Source organism: Fundidesulfovibrio sp. (assembly GCF_058402725.1).
In genome coordinates this window covers 16,400-28,997 of record NZ_JBZVFJ010000032.1, presented here as the reverse complement: position 1 = coordinate 28,997, position 12,598 = coordinate 16,400, and the positions used below count along the sequence as shown (strand labels likewise).

Here is a 12,598-nt window from a genome sequence, read left to right as displayed (position 1 = left end):
CAGGGGGGGCTCCCCCCTGGCGGGAGAGGTCTGGAGAGGGCAGCGCCCTCTCCAGCGGGTTCAGGGCGGAGCCCTGGCCGCCGGAGGCTCCTTCGCCGCCAATCCGGCCGCTCACACCCTCCCCATTTCCGGGCTCAGATGAACTTGATCTGCAGGTAGATCCTGGTGTTGCCGTCCTGGATGGTGAGGTCCATGGGCAGCTTGGTCTTTTCGATGGTGTAGGTTTCGAGCGATTTCACCTTGATCTCGGTGAGTTCCTTCTTGTTGATGGGGAAGGCCTTCTTGCCGTTTCCGAGCTTGAAGACGATCTTGTTGCCGCCGTTGTACCAGAAGTAATACGTTTTCACCTTCGTGAAGAAATACTCAGGAGCCAGGTCGATGATGTCTCGCTGGAGCTTGTGCTTGAAGGTGAGGTCGAGGCGGTAGATGTCCGGGGCGACGCCCGCGAGGGCCTGCCCGGCGAGGAAGTAACGGCCGGAGGCTTCGGGGGTCTCGGCGCGGATGTCGGCGTAACCGGCCTCGATCTTGAAGTCGAGGGCCTTGGGGGCTGTGACGGCCTCGTCCTTGAAGAATTCGGCGAGGGACTGGGCGTTGGGGTCCGGGACGGCCTGCTCTTTGGACTTTGGATTCTTCTGGGCCGCGAGGGCGGGCAGGGCCAGGGCGAAGAGGAACAGGGCCAGGAGGACGGACGGGACCGGGCGGCGATGGAGCATGGCGTGCCTCGCGGGGTCGGTTTCCCAGGGTCATAGGCGTTATCGCCCCGGGAGGCAACGGCGCGAGGTGGCGCGGCTCTTGCTGCGGGTGTATGGTGAAGCCGACGCCGCGCGGAGAACGGCCTGCCGGGCCGTTTGGAAGCGTCTTCGGCGCTTCATTTTTGAAGCTTACCATACATTTTTGAACAGGCCTGTTTCCAAGGACGACACACATGAAAGCTCTCGACGACCTGATGAACTCCGTCCGCGCCATGGGGCGCGAAGACGCCTCCGGGCTGCCCGGCGAGCCGGTGGACCTGCTGCTCTATGCGCCCTGCCCGGTGAAGCTTGTGGTGCGGGACGCTCTGGAGAAAGTGGCTTCGGGGTACGCGGGGCGCGGCGAGTCGTTCAGGTTCCACCTGCCCATGGGCTGCACCTCCGTGGACCCCTACGACCCCATCCGCCGCGAGACGGACCCGGCGCGGCTGCCCGGCGTGATCGGTTCCATCGGCTTCGGGGATTTCTGGAGCCGGGAGTTCGCGGACCGCTTCGTGCGCCCCGGGGTCTTCAAGTCCGCGCCGACCCGTACGCTCTCGCCCCTGCACGAGCGGGCGGGCCTGGTGGACCCGCGCGGGCGCTACACCGTGTACGGCGCGACGCCCTACATCTTCATGGCGGACACCCGCCGCCTGGGGGACCTTCCCCTGCCCAGGCGCTGGGAGGACCTGCTGCACCCGCGCTACAAGGGCGAAGTGGTGATGTGCGGCGACGGCGACGACATGGCCGACGCCGTGGTGCTGAACCTTTACAAGGACTTCGGCATGGAAGGCCTGGAGGCCCTGGCGTCCAACGCGCGGGGGCTCATGCACTCGTCGAGCATGGTCAAGAGCGTGGGCACCTCGGAGGAGCGCGCGGGGGGCATCTACGTGATTCCGGCCTTCTTCGCCAAGAGCACGCGCCAGCCCGATCACATCCGCATCCTCTGGCCAGAGGACGGCGCGGCGGCGAGCCCCCTCTACCTCCTGGCCAAGGCCTCGGAGCATGAGCGACTGGCCCCTGTGCTGGAGTTCTTCGCCTCGGGGTTCGCCTCCATCGAGAGCGCCGCGTGGTTCGCGCCCATGGACGGCTCGCGGCCTTCGCCGCTGCCGCCCGAGGCGAAGCTCAAGTGGGTGGGCTGGGACTACATCGAGGACAACGACGTGAACGCCCTGCGCGACCGGCTCAACGCGCGCTTCCGGGCGCTGGTGCGGGCCGCGCGGTGAAGCTGGTCACGGTGGCCGGTCCGCCCTCGTGCGGCAAGACATCGGTGGTGGCCCGGGCCTGCCGCGCCCTGGCCGGGGAGGGCGAACGGTGCGCGGTGGTCAAGTTCGACTGCCTGCAGAGCCGTGACGCCGAACTCTACGAAGAGGCCGGAGTCCGGGCCGTGGTGGCCTTTTCCGGCGGCCTGTGCCCGGACCACTTCTACGCGTCCAACCTGGAGGAGGCCTTCGCCTGGGCGCAGGGCGAGGGAGCGGGCTGCCTGGTGATCGAGACGGCGGGGCTGTGCAACCGCTGCTCCCCGCACATCCGGGGCGCGCTGGCCCTGTGCGTGATCGACAACCTCATGGGCATCGACGCGCCCGAGAAGATCGGCCCCATGCTGCGCATGGCCGACCTGGTGATCGTCACCAAGGGCGACCTGGTGTCCCAGGCTGAGCGCGAGGTCTACCGCTACCGCATCCGCCAGATGAACAAACGCGCGGTGATCCGCCACGTGAACGGCCTCACGGGACAGGGCTGCGCGGAGCTGGCCCGGGTGATGGCCATGGCCCCGGGAGTCGAAAGCGTCACCGAGATGCGCCTGCGCTTTTCCATGCCCGCCGCCGTGTGCTCCTACTGCCTTTCGGAGACGCGCATCGGCGAGCGTTACCAGAAGGGCAACGTGAAGAAGGCCCGCTTCGGAGGCCCCCATGGAGACTGACGCCGGAAAAACCCTGGCATCGCTCACGCTCACGGCCGGGCGCGACAAGTCGGGCCGCCCCGAGGCCGCAGGCGTGACGTTCCGGCCCGGCGAGGTCACGGCCCTGCTTGGCCCCACGGGCTCGGGCAAGAGCCGCTTCCTCTCCGACATCGAATCCATGGCCAGCGCGGACACGCCCACGGGGCGCACGCTCCTGCTGGACGGCCGCGCCCCGGACGCCGACGAGCGCTTCGCCCTGCAGAGCCGCCTGGTGGCCCAGCTGACCCAGAACATGAACTTCGTGCTGGACATGAACGTGCTCGATTTCGTGCGCACCCACGCCCACAGCCGCGAGGCGGCCGACCCCGAGGAGGCCGCGCGCCGCGTGCTGGAGGCGGCCAACGCCCTGGCCGGGGAGCCCTTCGGGCCGGGCACGCAGCTCACGCAGCTCTCGGGGGGGCAGTCGCGCGCCTTGATGATCGCGGACACGGCGCTCTTGAGCTGGTCGCCGGTTCTGCTCATCGACGAGATCGAGAACGCGGGCGTGGACAAGTCCAAGGCTCTGGACTTGCTGGTGCGCTCGGACAAGATCGTGGTGATGGCCACCCACGACCCTGTGCTGGCCCTTTCCGCGAAGCGGCGGCTGGTGTTCGAGCACGGGGCGGTACGCCGCGTGGTGGAGCGCTCCCCGGCCGAGGCCGCCGCCCTGGAGGAGCTTTCGACCATGGAGCGGCGTTTCACAGAGGTGCGCGCGCTCCTGCGCGCCGGGAAGGACCTGGAAGCCTCCTGAGGGCACATGCCCAGCAATCCGCAACCATTTCCAACAGGCTCAGGCCTGGCGCGTCCGCTCGTGGGCGAACGGGCCGGGCGTGACGGCACGGGCCTCTGCTCTCCGGACAAAGAAGCACAGCCTGTTGGCCTCGGGAGCATTCGCGCTAACATCCCCTGGAAAGGGGGAACCGCCATGCGCACCGTCCACGTCCTGACGCTTCTCGCCGTGCTGGTCTGCACGCCCGCCGCCTCCCGCGCGGCCCTCACCCAGGAACAGGCCGCCCCGCTGCTCCTGGCCTGGATCGCCGCCCAGCAGCCCGGCCTGGCTCCGGGCTGCCTCAAGGCCGTCTCCAGCCAGTACAAAAACGGGGGCTTCACCGTGGCCGTGGAGGCCCAGGCCTGCGGCCCCCAGGCCCAGGACGCGGCCGGACAGTGGCGCATCGACGCCCTGACCACCGAGGTCTTCAAGGCCCGTCCCGACGGGCGCTTCGTCGCGCCGCCCCAGGCCCAGGGCAGGCCCGCCTGGGCCAACGTGGCCGTGCTCGCGGGCCGCGAGGCCTCGCTGCCGCCCAAGGCCCGGGTGATCGAGGCCGCGCCCGTGCCGGGCGTCCAGGGCCGGGCCTACGTTCTCTGGATGGACGACCCCAAACGCCAGGAACACCCCCGCGACGAGGAATACACCTGCCCCGACTACAGCCGGGGTTCCTCCTGGAGCGGCCCCGCGCGGCTCTCCCTTGTGGACGCGGGCACAGGCGCGACGCGCAACACCCTGAAGATCGTCGACCCTCTGGAGGATCGCGACGCCTTCGACCTGCCCTGGCGCATCCCCGCCGGGCCGGAATTCGCCTACTTCGTGCCGGAACCTGCCGGGAAGGACCGCGCCGGACGCCCCGAGCTCCTGCGCCTGCGCGACCTCGACGGCGACGGCCAGGCCCGGGAGTTCCACCTTTCCTCGGCGGGGAACTGCATGCTCATGCTTTCCTCGGTCTTCGGCTACGACGCGGCGCGCGACGAGGCCGTCCAGTACCCCGTGGACCTGGCCGTGCGCCGCGACAAGGCCGCGCCCAAGGCCTCCGAGACCACCTGGCTCAATTTCTGGCCCCTGCGCAAGGAGCCCGGCCCCAACGGCTGGCGCTGGGAGGTTGACACCCGGGGCCGAGGCGGCTGCCTGGAGCGCTTCGCCGTGCGCGCGGACAAGGAAGCCCGGCGCTTCCGGGGCGAGTTGTCCGTGCAGCAGTGCGAACCCGGCAACTAGTGTCGCGACTGCGAGGGTGTCGCGTTTTCCGGATCACTGATCTGATGGATTTGCATTTGGCCTGAACGAGCTCGCGGCAGGGTTCCGGGGATGCAACACCGGGCCGCTCCCGGATCTGCGTCCCGCAGGGACCTACTCCACGTTGAGGATCACGGAGAAGGCCTTGAAGAGGGCGCAGATCTCGTCGCCCACCTTGAGGTCCAGGGCCTTCACGGACTCGTCGGTGACCAGGGAGCAGACCAGCGTGCCGTCGGGCAGCTCCACCACCACCTCCGCCGAGATCTGCCCGGCGTTCACCTTGACGATGCGCCCGCTGTACTTGTTGCGGGCGCTCGTTTTGAGCTTGTCGTCCTCCTTGACCAGGATCACCCAGGGGGCCTTCACCGTGGCCGTGACCAGCGAACCCTCCCGGATGCCCAGGGAGGCCAGGCTCTCGTGGGTGATCACCGAGACCACCTTGAGCCCGCTGGCCGTGACCACCTCCACCTCGGCCAGGATGTTGCCCGAACGGATGGAACTGACCTTGCCGGTGAAGGCGTTGCGGGCGCTGGTCTTCATGGAGGACTCCTTGAGGATGTAGTAGTTGACGATGCGTTTGATGTCGGACTCGCTGAAGTTCACGTACTGGGCCGTGAGGTGCGCGCTCTGGTGGCCCATGAGCGTCTGGACCACCTTGATGGGCAGGCCCTCGCGCAGCAGCTCCACGGCGCGCGAGTGGCGCAGCACCCGGGGATTGGCCAGCTCGCGCGGCACGCCGCAGGCGTCGGCCTGCTCGTAGAACTTGCGGCGCACGAAGCCCTGGTCCAGGTGGAACACCTCGCCGCGCAGGGAGGCGCAGGCGGGCTCGTCGAGGCGCGCGGCGATCTCGCGGGAGACCTCCTTGGGCAGCTGGACGGTGCGGGCGTGGTCGCCGCGCACGGACAGCGCGAAGCGCGCGAAGTCGAAGTCTTCCCGGTCGTCCACGGTGATGGCCTCGCCCAGCTTGAGCGCCCCGTAGCGGATGAGCAGGAAGAGCAGCCACAGCCGCGTCCGGGAGCGCTTGCGCGCCGGGCTGGCAGCCGCCTCGCGCCACTCCCGGAACGACTCGGTGAGGGCCAGGAGCTGCGCCGGGTCCAGGTGCTTCACGTCGGAGGGCACGTCGAAGCTCTTGGCCGGGCAGGGGGCCTTGCCCTGGCGCTCCCCGCCCGGGCCGGGCGCTCCCTGTTCCGCGTCGCCCACGCGGTCCAGCACGAAGCGCAGGTCGTCCGCGCCCAGGGACTTGAGAAAATGGATCAGGTTGTCTCGGATCATGCGATGTCCACCTTGACATAACCACCTAGCACCGATCGCCCCTCGTGTCTCATCGTCACGCTTCTTCACGGAAACGTGAATCGCTTGGCTCCTTGCGCCACGGCGGAGTAGCAGGGACTTGGGCTCATGCCCCGGAGGCTCGCCATGGAACTGCTCGCCGTCATCGTGCTCGCTTACGTTATGCTCTATCTTGTGGAGGTCTGTCTGGGGGGCACTCTGCCCTGCCCCACCGAGGGGGCGCGGCTCTGCGAACGCCTGCCCAAGCGGGAGTTCTTCGGGCGCGTGCTGCCCCTGGCCGCCGCCGGGCTGGGCATCCCCCTCTCCTTCGCCCACCCGGGGGCCATCCTGCTGGTTATCGGGGCCGCTGCGCTCTTCCTGCGCTACGGGCGCGCAAAGGGCTAGGCGCTCCGTGACCTTCACCTACCGGCCCATCGGCGTGGCCCGCACGCCCCACGCCCGCGCCGAGGGCATGCCCATCCAGCCCGTGGGCGCGCTGGGCGTGGCGGGGCGCATCGAGGTGTTCGAACCCTACCGCCAGGGCCTCAAGGACCTGGAGGGCTTCTCCCACATCGTGCTGCTCTACCATCTGCACGAGATCAGGGACGCCAAACTCCTGGTGAAGCCCTACCTGGGCGACGCCCTGCACGGCGTCTTCGCCACGCGCTCCCCCTGCCGCCCCAACCCCATCGGGCTCTCGGTGCTGCGGCTCACAGGCCACGACGGCGAGCGCGTCTTCGTGGAAAACGTGGACATGCTCGACGAAACCCCCGTGCTGGACATCAAGCCCTACGTTCCGGCCTTCGACGCCTGGGAGGCCCCGCGCATCGGGTGGTTCGAGGGCGTTGCGCAAAACGCCTCCAGCCACAGGGCCGACGCCCGCTTCCACGCCAAGGGCTGAACCGCCCCCAGGCGCTTCCCCCGCGCCGCGCTCGGGCGCGGCAGCCCCGCGCATTCGCATCGAGTGCCGCCCAGAATGCGTTTCCCGACGTATGGTTGACTTTTACCGACCCCTGACGCCTAGTTTCTCCACCTCTCAACGGCATGAAGGAGCAAACCATGGTCGTCTGCGAAACCGAAGGCCGCGTCCGCTTCCGCGACGCCGCCCTGAAGGCCGAGGACATCAGCAACACGGTGCGCGAGGCCCTGCGCAAGACCCCGGGCGTCCTGCGCACGGAGGCCAACAGGCGCGTCGGCAGCCTGCTGGTGCTCTACGACAAGGCCTGCATCGGCCTGAAGGACATTCTCGAAAGGATCGCGCAGGCCCTGGGCGCGGACCCGGAGAAGGTCCGCGAGCACCTGGAGAACCTCCAGCGGACCCTGGCTGGCGCGGCGGCCCGACGCAACGTGAAGCGCGGCATGCTGGGCGCGCTGGGCCTGGCCCTGGGCGGCCTGCTGGTCTGGGAAGGGCTCCACGTGGCCGCCGGAGCGGTGTTCGCGGCGCTCCTGGCCGCGCACCTCTACCAGAACCGCCGCACGCTCATGCGCTAGTATCGCGTCCTCAAAATCCGTCCATACGGACTCTTGAGGCAATCATGCAAAACCATTGATTTTAATTTTGAAAAACATTTCATGTTTTCAAAATCACGACACTAGGAGCCAGTTGATTGAGTCGATTCCTGCAGTGCAGCGCTTCCCATGCACGAAAAGCCCCGGCCCTCCCCTGACGGGGAGAACCGGGGCCGTCATGCCGTCACGCCAGCGCATTCAGGCCGCGCGGCGGCGTCTCTGCCGCGCCTGGACAAACCGCATGCCGCCCCCTAGGCCGCGCGGCGGCGCTCCCAGTCGCGCACGGCGGCTCGCAGGGCGTCCATGGCCCGGGAGGAGCAGTCCAGGTGCGCGTGCACCCGGGGCAGGAAGGGATGCAGGTCCTCGTCGGAGAGCATGAAGCACTCCTGGACCGTGAGCCCGGTGGTCATCTCTGTCAGGGCCTCCAGGCTGCGGCGGCAGTATTCGCAGCCGTGGGCCTCGCCGCCCGCCTGCACCACCACGTCGGCCCGGATGCGCAGGCGCACCGCGATGGAGCCGCCGCCCCCCTGCGAGACGCCCTCGGCGTCGCTGCGGGGCACGGGCAGCAGCAGCGAGCGCCCGGAGACCACGCACGCCGCCGGGACGTCCGGCCTGACGGGCCGGGAGCGGACATCGCAGGTCAGGTCGCGCAGCTTGCCCTGGTCGCGGGCCTCGTGGCGGCGCAGATCCTCCAGGTCGATGACGCGCGGATCCACCAGGGTGAAGCCCGTGCTGCCGTGGGTGTCTTCCGAGTCGGCGCAGCGGCCCTCGTAGAGCACGCGTTCCAGCACCACGTAGTCGGGTTGTCCGGTCACGCGGTCCCAGCGGTGCGCGGTGACGCGAAGCTTCGCGGGATCGAAGGACTCCACGCCGTGCCACGTCCAGGTGGCGCGGCAGTGTTCGTCGTCGTAGCCCAGCAGGGCCAGGTGCCTGGCGCGGCTGGAAAGATAGCGCTCGCGCCGCAGGTGCGAGGCGTTGGCCGCCGCGCCGGAGAGGTCCACGGGGACTTGGGACTGCCCCACCACGGCATGCGCCCGGCAGTCGTCGTCCAGGAGCATGCCGCAGGTGCTTGTCCTGCCGCCGCGCCACCAGTGGATGTATTTTTTCGTGTAGAACTTGCGGCCCAGGTCCTCGATGTTCCTGGCCGTGCACGGGGAAATGGGGTGAAGGGCCAGGTCGCAGCGACGGCCCGTCACCGAGAGCGTCAGTCGCACGCGCTCCTCCGGATGTCTGTGAATGGTCCCGGGGCCGGGCGCGTGCCCACCACCGCGCACGCCCTCCGGGGAGGTCTGCAAGGCATTCGCCATCCCACCACGGATGGCGCGCCCCCGCCGCGTCTGGGGCCCGAGATCCGGACGCGGCTGGGACGCTGACTCGACCTATGCGGTCAGTGGGGGGGATGGAACGTTCTGGACCAGTGCGCTGGCCTTGGCCAGCTCAAGGACGCGGGCCTGGGCCTGGGCCTGGCGGTACTGGCGCAGGTCGACGAACTGGAGCGCGCCCTTGGGGCAGGCTTCCACGCAGGCGCACACTTCCTTGCCGTTGCTGGAGCGCCAGGCCTGGCAAAGGTCGCACTTCTTGGCGGAGCCCTGCTTGGTGCGCCCAAGCTGCTCCATTTCGCCCTCGACGCCCACTTCGATGGCCCCGAAGGGGCAGGCCATCACGCACATCTTGCAACCCACGCAAAGCTGTTCCTTCACGTTCACGATGCCGTCCACCTGGCGGATGGCGCCGAAGGGGCAGGCATGGGCGCAGGGGGCGTCCTCGCAGTGGCGGCACTGGATGGGGAACTTGAGATTCTCCACCTTCATCACCTTGATGCGGGGGATCACGGGCAGGCCGCGCTTCTTGGCCTCGCGGAAAGGCATGTTGATGTGCGCGCTCACGCAGGCGGCTTCGCACTTCTTGCAGCCGACGCACTTGTCGGGCGTGGCGTAGACGATGGGATTTTCATAGTGCATGGGCATGTTCATGCCTCCTTGGAATTTTGGTCACTTCGATGCTTTTCACGTAGAGCTCGCGCCCCGTGAGGAGCGTGACGCTCGATCCCGGACACTCCGGGCAGCCGAGCAGGCGTCCCTGGCGCACGGCGGCCTCGCCGCAGCGGTCGCAGCGGCCCGTGGCCGCCACGCGCTCCACCAGGAGAGACGCCCCGTCGGCGGGAGTGCCCAGGGCCACCATTTCGAAACAGGAAGCCAGGGTGTGTTCCTCCACCCCGGCGTATTCTCCCAGGCAGAGGTCCACCCGGCGCACGGCCCCGGTGCAGGCCCCGGGGACCTGCCGCAGGACGATGTCCAGGATGCTCAAGGCAAGGGATGACTCGTGCATGGTTTCGCTCCGGCCGGGCTCGCCCGGCGCGCCCTCCTTATGCCCCCGTGGGGCGGGCATTACTGTCGGGCGCGCGACAGATGGCGAAATTCGTGCATTTTTCTCCTGACGTTTCGGGACGTCATGGGGCGCAACCAACCGTACTCCCGCGACAAAAAGGGCCGCTCCTCTCGGAGCGGCCCTCTCCATTTCAAGTCCTCCGGTTCTTCAGCGCTCGGTGCAGGAGATGCAGGGGTCGATGCTGTTGACGATGAGCGGGATGTCCGCCACCTGGCAGCCGTCCATCATCACCTGCAGGGCCTCCCAGTTCATGTAGGTGGGCACGCGCCACTTGAGCCGCTGGGGCGAGTCCGACCCGTCGGAGCGCACGTAGTAGAACACCTCGCCGCGCGGGGCTTCGGAGCGCGCCACGGCCTCGCCCTCGGGGATGAACACCGCGCCGGGCAGGCAGATGGGGCCTTCGGGGATGGCGTCCAGGCACTGCTCCAGGATCACGGCCGACTGGGCCGCCTCGCGCAGGCGCAGCATGGCCCGGGAGTGCACGTCGCCCGCCGTGTCGGTCTGCACCTCGAAGTCCAGCTGCGGGTACACGGCGTAGGGGGCCTTGCGGCGCACGTCGTAGGCGATGCCAGAGGCGCGCGCCACGGGGCCAACCACCTCGTAGCGACGGGCCTCCTCCATGGGCAGCACGCCGATGCCCCGGGTGCGCTTGAGGATGAGCGGATCGGTGGCGTAGACGCGCGTCAGCTCGGCCAGCAGGGGGTCGAGCTCGCGCAGCTTGGCGCGCATGAAGGCGGTGGTCTCCGCGTCCAGGTCGTAGCGGCAGCCGCCGATGGCCAGCGCGCCCAGGTTCATGCGGTTGCCGTACACGCCCTCCTTGAGGTCCTGCATGATCTCGCGGATCTCCATGGCGTGCATGAAGAGCGAATCGAAGCCCACCAGGTGGGCCATGATGCCCACGTTGAACAGGTGGGAGGCGATGCGCTTCACCTCGTCCGCGATCACGCGCAGGTATTCGGCGCGCTCGGGCACCACCACGCCGGCCAGGTTCTCCACGGCCATGCAGTAGGTGGTGGGGTGGCTGTTGGAGCACAGGGAGCAGACCCGCTCGGTGAGCGTGATGTTCTGCAGCCAGTTGCGGTTCATGGCCAGGGCTTCCATGCCCCGGTGCACGTGGCCGGCGGAGAGCTCCACGGAGCGCACCGTCTCGCCTTCCACGCGCACGTCGAAGTACATGGGCTCTTCCAGGGCCACGTGCAGGGGGCCGACGGGGAGGGTGTAGGTCTCGGACATCACTTGGACTCCCTGGCCCACTGGGGCATGTCGACTCCGGCGAACACCTTCTCCCAGAGGGTCTTGGTGGAGGCGCCGTTCATCATGGTGGAGAGGGGGATCAGCCGGTCCAGCTCGCCCTGGTCCAGGGTCTGGTCCAGGAAGAGTCGGCGGGGGTTGGGGTGGTTTTCCACCTCGATGCCGTAGAGTTCCATGAACTCGCGCTCGTTCCAGTCGGCGTTGCGGAACCAGCGGGCGATGGAGGGCACGCGGGGCGGCTCGGAGTGCACGCAGACGTTCACGGTGAGCACCACGCCGTCCAGGTCGAAGTGGTAGGCGATCTCGCGGCCCTCCAGGCGGGCGTACTTGTCGGCGCGGTAGGCCGTGATGGCCATGAGCCGGGCGCGCACGGCGGCCAGGCGCGGGGCCAGGGCCTTGAGGGTCTCGCTCTCGCAGAGCTTCACCCAGCCGAAGGCGTTGCGGTTGAGGTCGCGGGTCCAGTGGATGGAATCCTCCCCGAGGAGACCGGTCACGGCGTCGTGGAGGTTCTTATGCGCTATCTCGTTCATCGGAGTCTCCGGTGGTGATGGAAGGCTTTGCGGGCGTCACGCGGCGGGCCAGCTCCTGGCGCTTGCACACGGGGCACATCATGAAGCGCTCGGGGTAGCGCGCGCCCAGCTGCTGGACCACGCTCTCGGGCCGGGGATGGATGCGCGCCCCGCACTGGGAGCATTGGCCGTAGGGCACGAAGCTCACTTCGCGCTGGTCGAAGCGCTCCTCGCCGCGATGGGTCATGCGCCAGTCGTCGGACATGGTCAGGGCCTTGGTGGGGCAGTGGTGGGCGCACAGGCCGCAGAAGACGCAGCTGTTGTGCCAGAGCACCCAGTGCACGGCCATGCCGTCCTCGGTGACGCGCAGCTGGATGGCCCCGGCCGCGCAGACGTGGCGGCAGATGCCGCAGAGGATGCACTTCTCCTTGTCGTGGCAGGCCCGGCCCCGGAAGCGCTTGGGGGTGTGGGCCGGGGCGAAGGGGAAGGGATCGGTGCTGGGTCCGGCCAGCAGGTTCTTCACCATGATCTTCAGGAAGGGCAGCATGTCAGGCCACCTCCAGTCGTTCTTTCCAGACTTCCAGAGCCTTGGCCACGCCCTCGATGATGGCCTGGGGGCGCGGCGGGCAGCCGGGCACGATCACGTCCAGGGAGATGTAGTTCTCCTGGAGCTGGTCCACGGTGTAGCTGTCGCGGAACACGCCGCCCGAAACGGGGCAGACGCCCACGCCCACCGTCACCTTGGGGTTGGGGATTTCGTCGAAGACGCGCAGCACCTTGTCGCGCACGCGCAGGGTCAAAGGCCCGGAGATGAGCACGATGTCCGCGTGGCGGGGGCTGCCGCAGTACTTGCAGCCCAGGCGCTCCACGTCGTAGCGCGGGATGAGGGCCGTGGTGGCCATCTCCACGTCGCAGCCGTTGCAGGAGCCCGCGTTGAGCCGGTAGATCCACGGCGAACGCGGGGCGTATTTGGCGAGAGTCTTGAGCACGGGAAGCC

16 protein-coding genes are annotated in these 12,598 nt (G+C 68.6%); 7 read left to right on the top strand and 9 right to left on the bottom strand.

Going from position 1 to position 12,598, the window contains the following annotated elements; translation table 11 throughout:
- Positions 1-134: 134 nt before the first annotated feature.
- Positions 135-713, bottom strand: a complete 579-nt coding sequence (locus ACV4UX_RS06440; RefSeq protein ID WP_491592492.1) for a hypothetical protein — start codon at positions 711-713, stop codon at positions 135-137.
- Between the two features lie 212 nt (positions 714-925).
- On the opposite strand from ACV4UX_RS06440, the gene ACV4UX_RS06435 reads away from it, so the two are divergent.
- From ACV4UX_RS06435 to ACV4UX_RS06420, 4 genes are all read left to right on the top strand, one after another.
- Complete coding sequence (locus ACV4UX_RS06435) at positions 926-1,954, top strand: ABC transporter substrate-binding protein (RefSeq protein ID WP_491592491.1); 1,029 nt, start codon at positions 926-928, stop codon at positions 1,952-1,954.
- Complete coding sequence (locus tag ACV4UX_RS06430) at positions 1,951-2,652, top strand: GTP-binding protein (protein ID WP_491592490.1); 702 nt, start codon at positions 1,951-1,953, stop codon at positions 2,650-2,652. The genes ACV4UX_RS06435 and ACV4UX_RS06430 overlap by 4 nt, the downstream gene beginning before the upstream one ends.
- Positions 2,642-3,421: an ATP-binding cassette domain-containing protein gene (locus tag ACV4UX_RS06425; protein ID WP_491592489.1), complete on the top strand. Its 780-nt coding sequence runs from the start codon at positions 2,642-2,644 to the stop codon at positions 3,419-3,421. The genes ACV4UX_RS06430 and ACV4UX_RS06425 overlap by 11 nt, the downstream gene beginning before the upstream one ends.
- Before the next feature lie 174 nt (positions 3,422-3,595).
- Positions 3,596-4,657 (top strand): hypothetical protein, encoded by a 1,062-nt coding sequence (locus ACV4UX_RS06420; protein WP_491592488.1) that lies wholly within the window; start codon positions 3,596-3,598, stop codon positions 4,655-4,657.
- Between the two features lie 132 nt (positions 4,658-4,789).
- Here ACV4UX_RS06420 and ACV4UX_RS06415 read toward each other — a convergent pair whose 3' ends face one another.
- The gene (locus tag ACV4UX_RS06415; protein WP_491592487.1) at positions 4,790-5,947 is read right to left on the bottom strand and encodes a TOBE domain-containing protein; all 1,158 of its coding nucleotides are present in this window, start codon (positions 5,945-5,947) and stop codon (positions 4,790-4,792) included.
- Positions 5,948-6,091: 144 nt separating this feature from the next.
- On the opposite strand from ACV4UX_RS06415, the gene ACV4UX_RS06410 reads away from it, so the two are divergent.
- From ACV4UX_RS06410 to ACV4UX_RS06400, 3 genes are all read left to right on the top strand, one after another.
- Entirely contained in the window at positions 6,092-6,349 is a 258-nt protein-coding gene (locus ACV4UX_RS06410; protein WP_491592486.1) for a hypothetical protein, read from the top strand.
- Positions 6,350-6,356: 7 nt separating this feature from the next.
- Positions 6,357-6,845 (top strand): tRNA (N6-threonylcarbamoyladenosine(37)-N6)-methyltransferase TrmO, encoded by a 489-nt coding sequence (gene tsaA, locus ACV4UX_RS06405; protein ID WP_491592485.1) that lies wholly within the window; start codon positions 6,357-6,359, stop codon positions 6,843-6,845.
- A gap of 158 nt (positions 6,846-7,003) precedes the next feature.
- The gene (locus ACV4UX_RS06400) at positions 7,004-7,435 is read left to right on the top strand and encodes an HMA2 domain-containing protein (RefSeq protein WP_491592484.1); all 432 of its coding nucleotides are present in this window, start codon (positions 7,004-7,006) and stop codon (positions 7,433-7,435) included.
- Positions 7,436-7,704: 269 nt separating this feature from the next.
- Here ACV4UX_RS06400 and ACV4UX_RS06395 read toward each other — a convergent pair whose 3' ends face one another.
- The 7 genes from ACV4UX_RS06395 to ACV4UX_RS06365 form a co-directional block, all read right to left on the bottom strand.
- On the bottom strand, positions 7,705-8,667 hold the full coding sequence (locus tag ACV4UX_RS06395) for an iron-sulfur cluster assembly scaffold protein (RefSeq protein ID WP_491592483.1): 963 nt from the start codon (positions 8,665-8,667) through the stop codon (positions 7,705-7,707).
- 165 nt (positions 8,668-8,832) lie between these two features.
- Positions 8,833-9,420 (bottom strand): 4Fe-4S dicluster domain-containing protein, encoded by a 588-nt coding sequence (locus ACV4UX_RS06390; RefSeq protein WP_491592482.1) that lies wholly within the window; start codon positions 9,418-9,420, stop codon positions 8,833-8,835.
- Positions 9,404-9,781 (bottom strand): hydrogenase maturation nickel metallochaperone HypA/HybF, encoded by a 378-nt coding sequence (locus ACV4UX_RS06385; RefSeq protein ID WP_491592481.1) that lies wholly within the window; start codon positions 9,779-9,781, stop codon positions 9,404-9,406. Before ACV4UX_RS06385 ends, ACV4UX_RS06390 begins: the two co-directional genes overlap by 17 nt.
- A 207-nt stretch (positions 9,782-9,988) precedes the next feature.
- Positions 9,989-11,074, bottom strand: coding sequence for a hydrogenase large subunit (locus ACV4UX_RS06380; RefSeq protein ID WP_491592480.1), 1,086 nt, complete (start codon positions 11,072-11,074; stop codon positions 9,989-9,991).
- The gene (locus ACV4UX_RS06375) at positions 11,074-11,622 is read right to left on the bottom strand and encodes an NADH-quinone oxidoreductase subunit C (RefSeq protein ID WP_491592479.1); all 549 of its coding nucleotides are present in this window, start codon (positions 11,620-11,622) and stop codon (positions 11,074-11,076) included. Before ACV4UX_RS06375 ends, ACV4UX_RS06380 begins: the two co-directional genes overlap by 1 nt.
- Complete coding sequence (locus ACV4UX_RS06370) at positions 11,603-12,148, bottom strand: 4Fe-4S dicluster domain-containing protein (protein WP_491592478.1); 546 nt, start codon at positions 12,146-12,148, stop codon at positions 11,603-11,605. The genes ACV4UX_RS06375 and ACV4UX_RS06370 overlap by 20 nt, the downstream gene beginning before the upstream one ends.
- Before the next feature lies 1 nt (position 12,149).
- A complete protein-coding gene (locus ACV4UX_RS06365) occupies positions 12,150-12,590 on the bottom strand; it encodes an NADH-quinone oxidoreductase subunit B family protein (protein ID WP_491592477.1) in 441 nt (146 codons plus the stop codon).
- Positions 12,591-12,598 lie beyond the last annotated feature (8 nt).

What these genes read in the sequence shown, in the direction of transcription:
- ACV4UX_RS06440 (WP_491592492.1), bottom strand. Translation starts at nt 713, where the DNA reads ATGCTCCATCGCCGCCCGGTCCCGTCCGTCCTCCTGGCCCTGTTCCTC.
- ACV4UX_RS06435 (WP_491592491.1), top strand. Translation starts at nt 926, where the DNA reads ATGAAAGCTCTCGACGACCTGATGAACTCCGTCCGCGCCATGGGGCGC.
- ACV4UX_RS06425 (WP_491592489.1), top strand. Translation starts at nt 2,642, where the DNA reads ATGGAGACTGACGCCGGAAAAACCCTGGCATCGCTCACGCTCACGGCC.
- ACV4UX_RS06420 (WP_491592488.1), top strand. Translation starts at nt 3,596, where the DNA reads ATGCGCACCGTCCACGTCCTGACGCTTCTCGCCGTGCTGGTCTGCACG.
- ACV4UX_RS06415 (WP_491592487.1), bottom strand. Translation starts at nt 5,947, where the DNA reads ATGATCCGAGACAACCTGATCCATTTTCTCAAGTCCCTGGGCGCGGAC.
- ACV4UX_RS06410 (WP_491592486.1), top strand. Translation starts at nt 6,092, where the DNA reads ATGGAACTGCTCGCCGTCATCGTGCTCGCTTACGTTATGCTCTATCTT.
- ACV4UX_RS06400 (WP_491592484.1), top strand. Translation starts at nt 7,004, where the DNA reads ATGGTCGTCTGCGAAACCGAAGGCCGCGTCCGCTTCCGCGACGCCGCC.
- ACV4UX_RS06390 (WP_491592482.1), bottom strand. Translation starts at nt 9,420, where the DNA reads ATGCCCATGCACTATGAAAATCCCATCGTCTACGCCACGCCCGACAAG.
- ACV4UX_RS06385 (WP_491592481.1), bottom strand. Translation starts at nt 9,781, where the DNA reads ATGCACGAGTCATCCCTTGCCTTGAGCATCCTGGACATCGTCCTGCGG.
- ACV4UX_RS06380 (WP_491592480.1), bottom strand. Translation starts at nt 11,074, where the DNA reads ATGTCCGAGACCTACACCCTCCCCGTCGGCCCCCTGCACGTGGCCCTG.
- ACV4UX_RS06375 (WP_491592479.1), bottom strand. Translation starts at nt 11,622, where the DNA reads ATGAACGAGATAGCGCATAAGAACCTCCACGACGCCGTGACCGGTCTC.
- ACV4UX_RS06370 (WP_491592478.1), bottom strand. Translation starts at nt 12,148, where the DNA reads ATGCTGCCCTTCCTGAAGATCATGGTGAAGAACCTGCTGGCCGGACCC.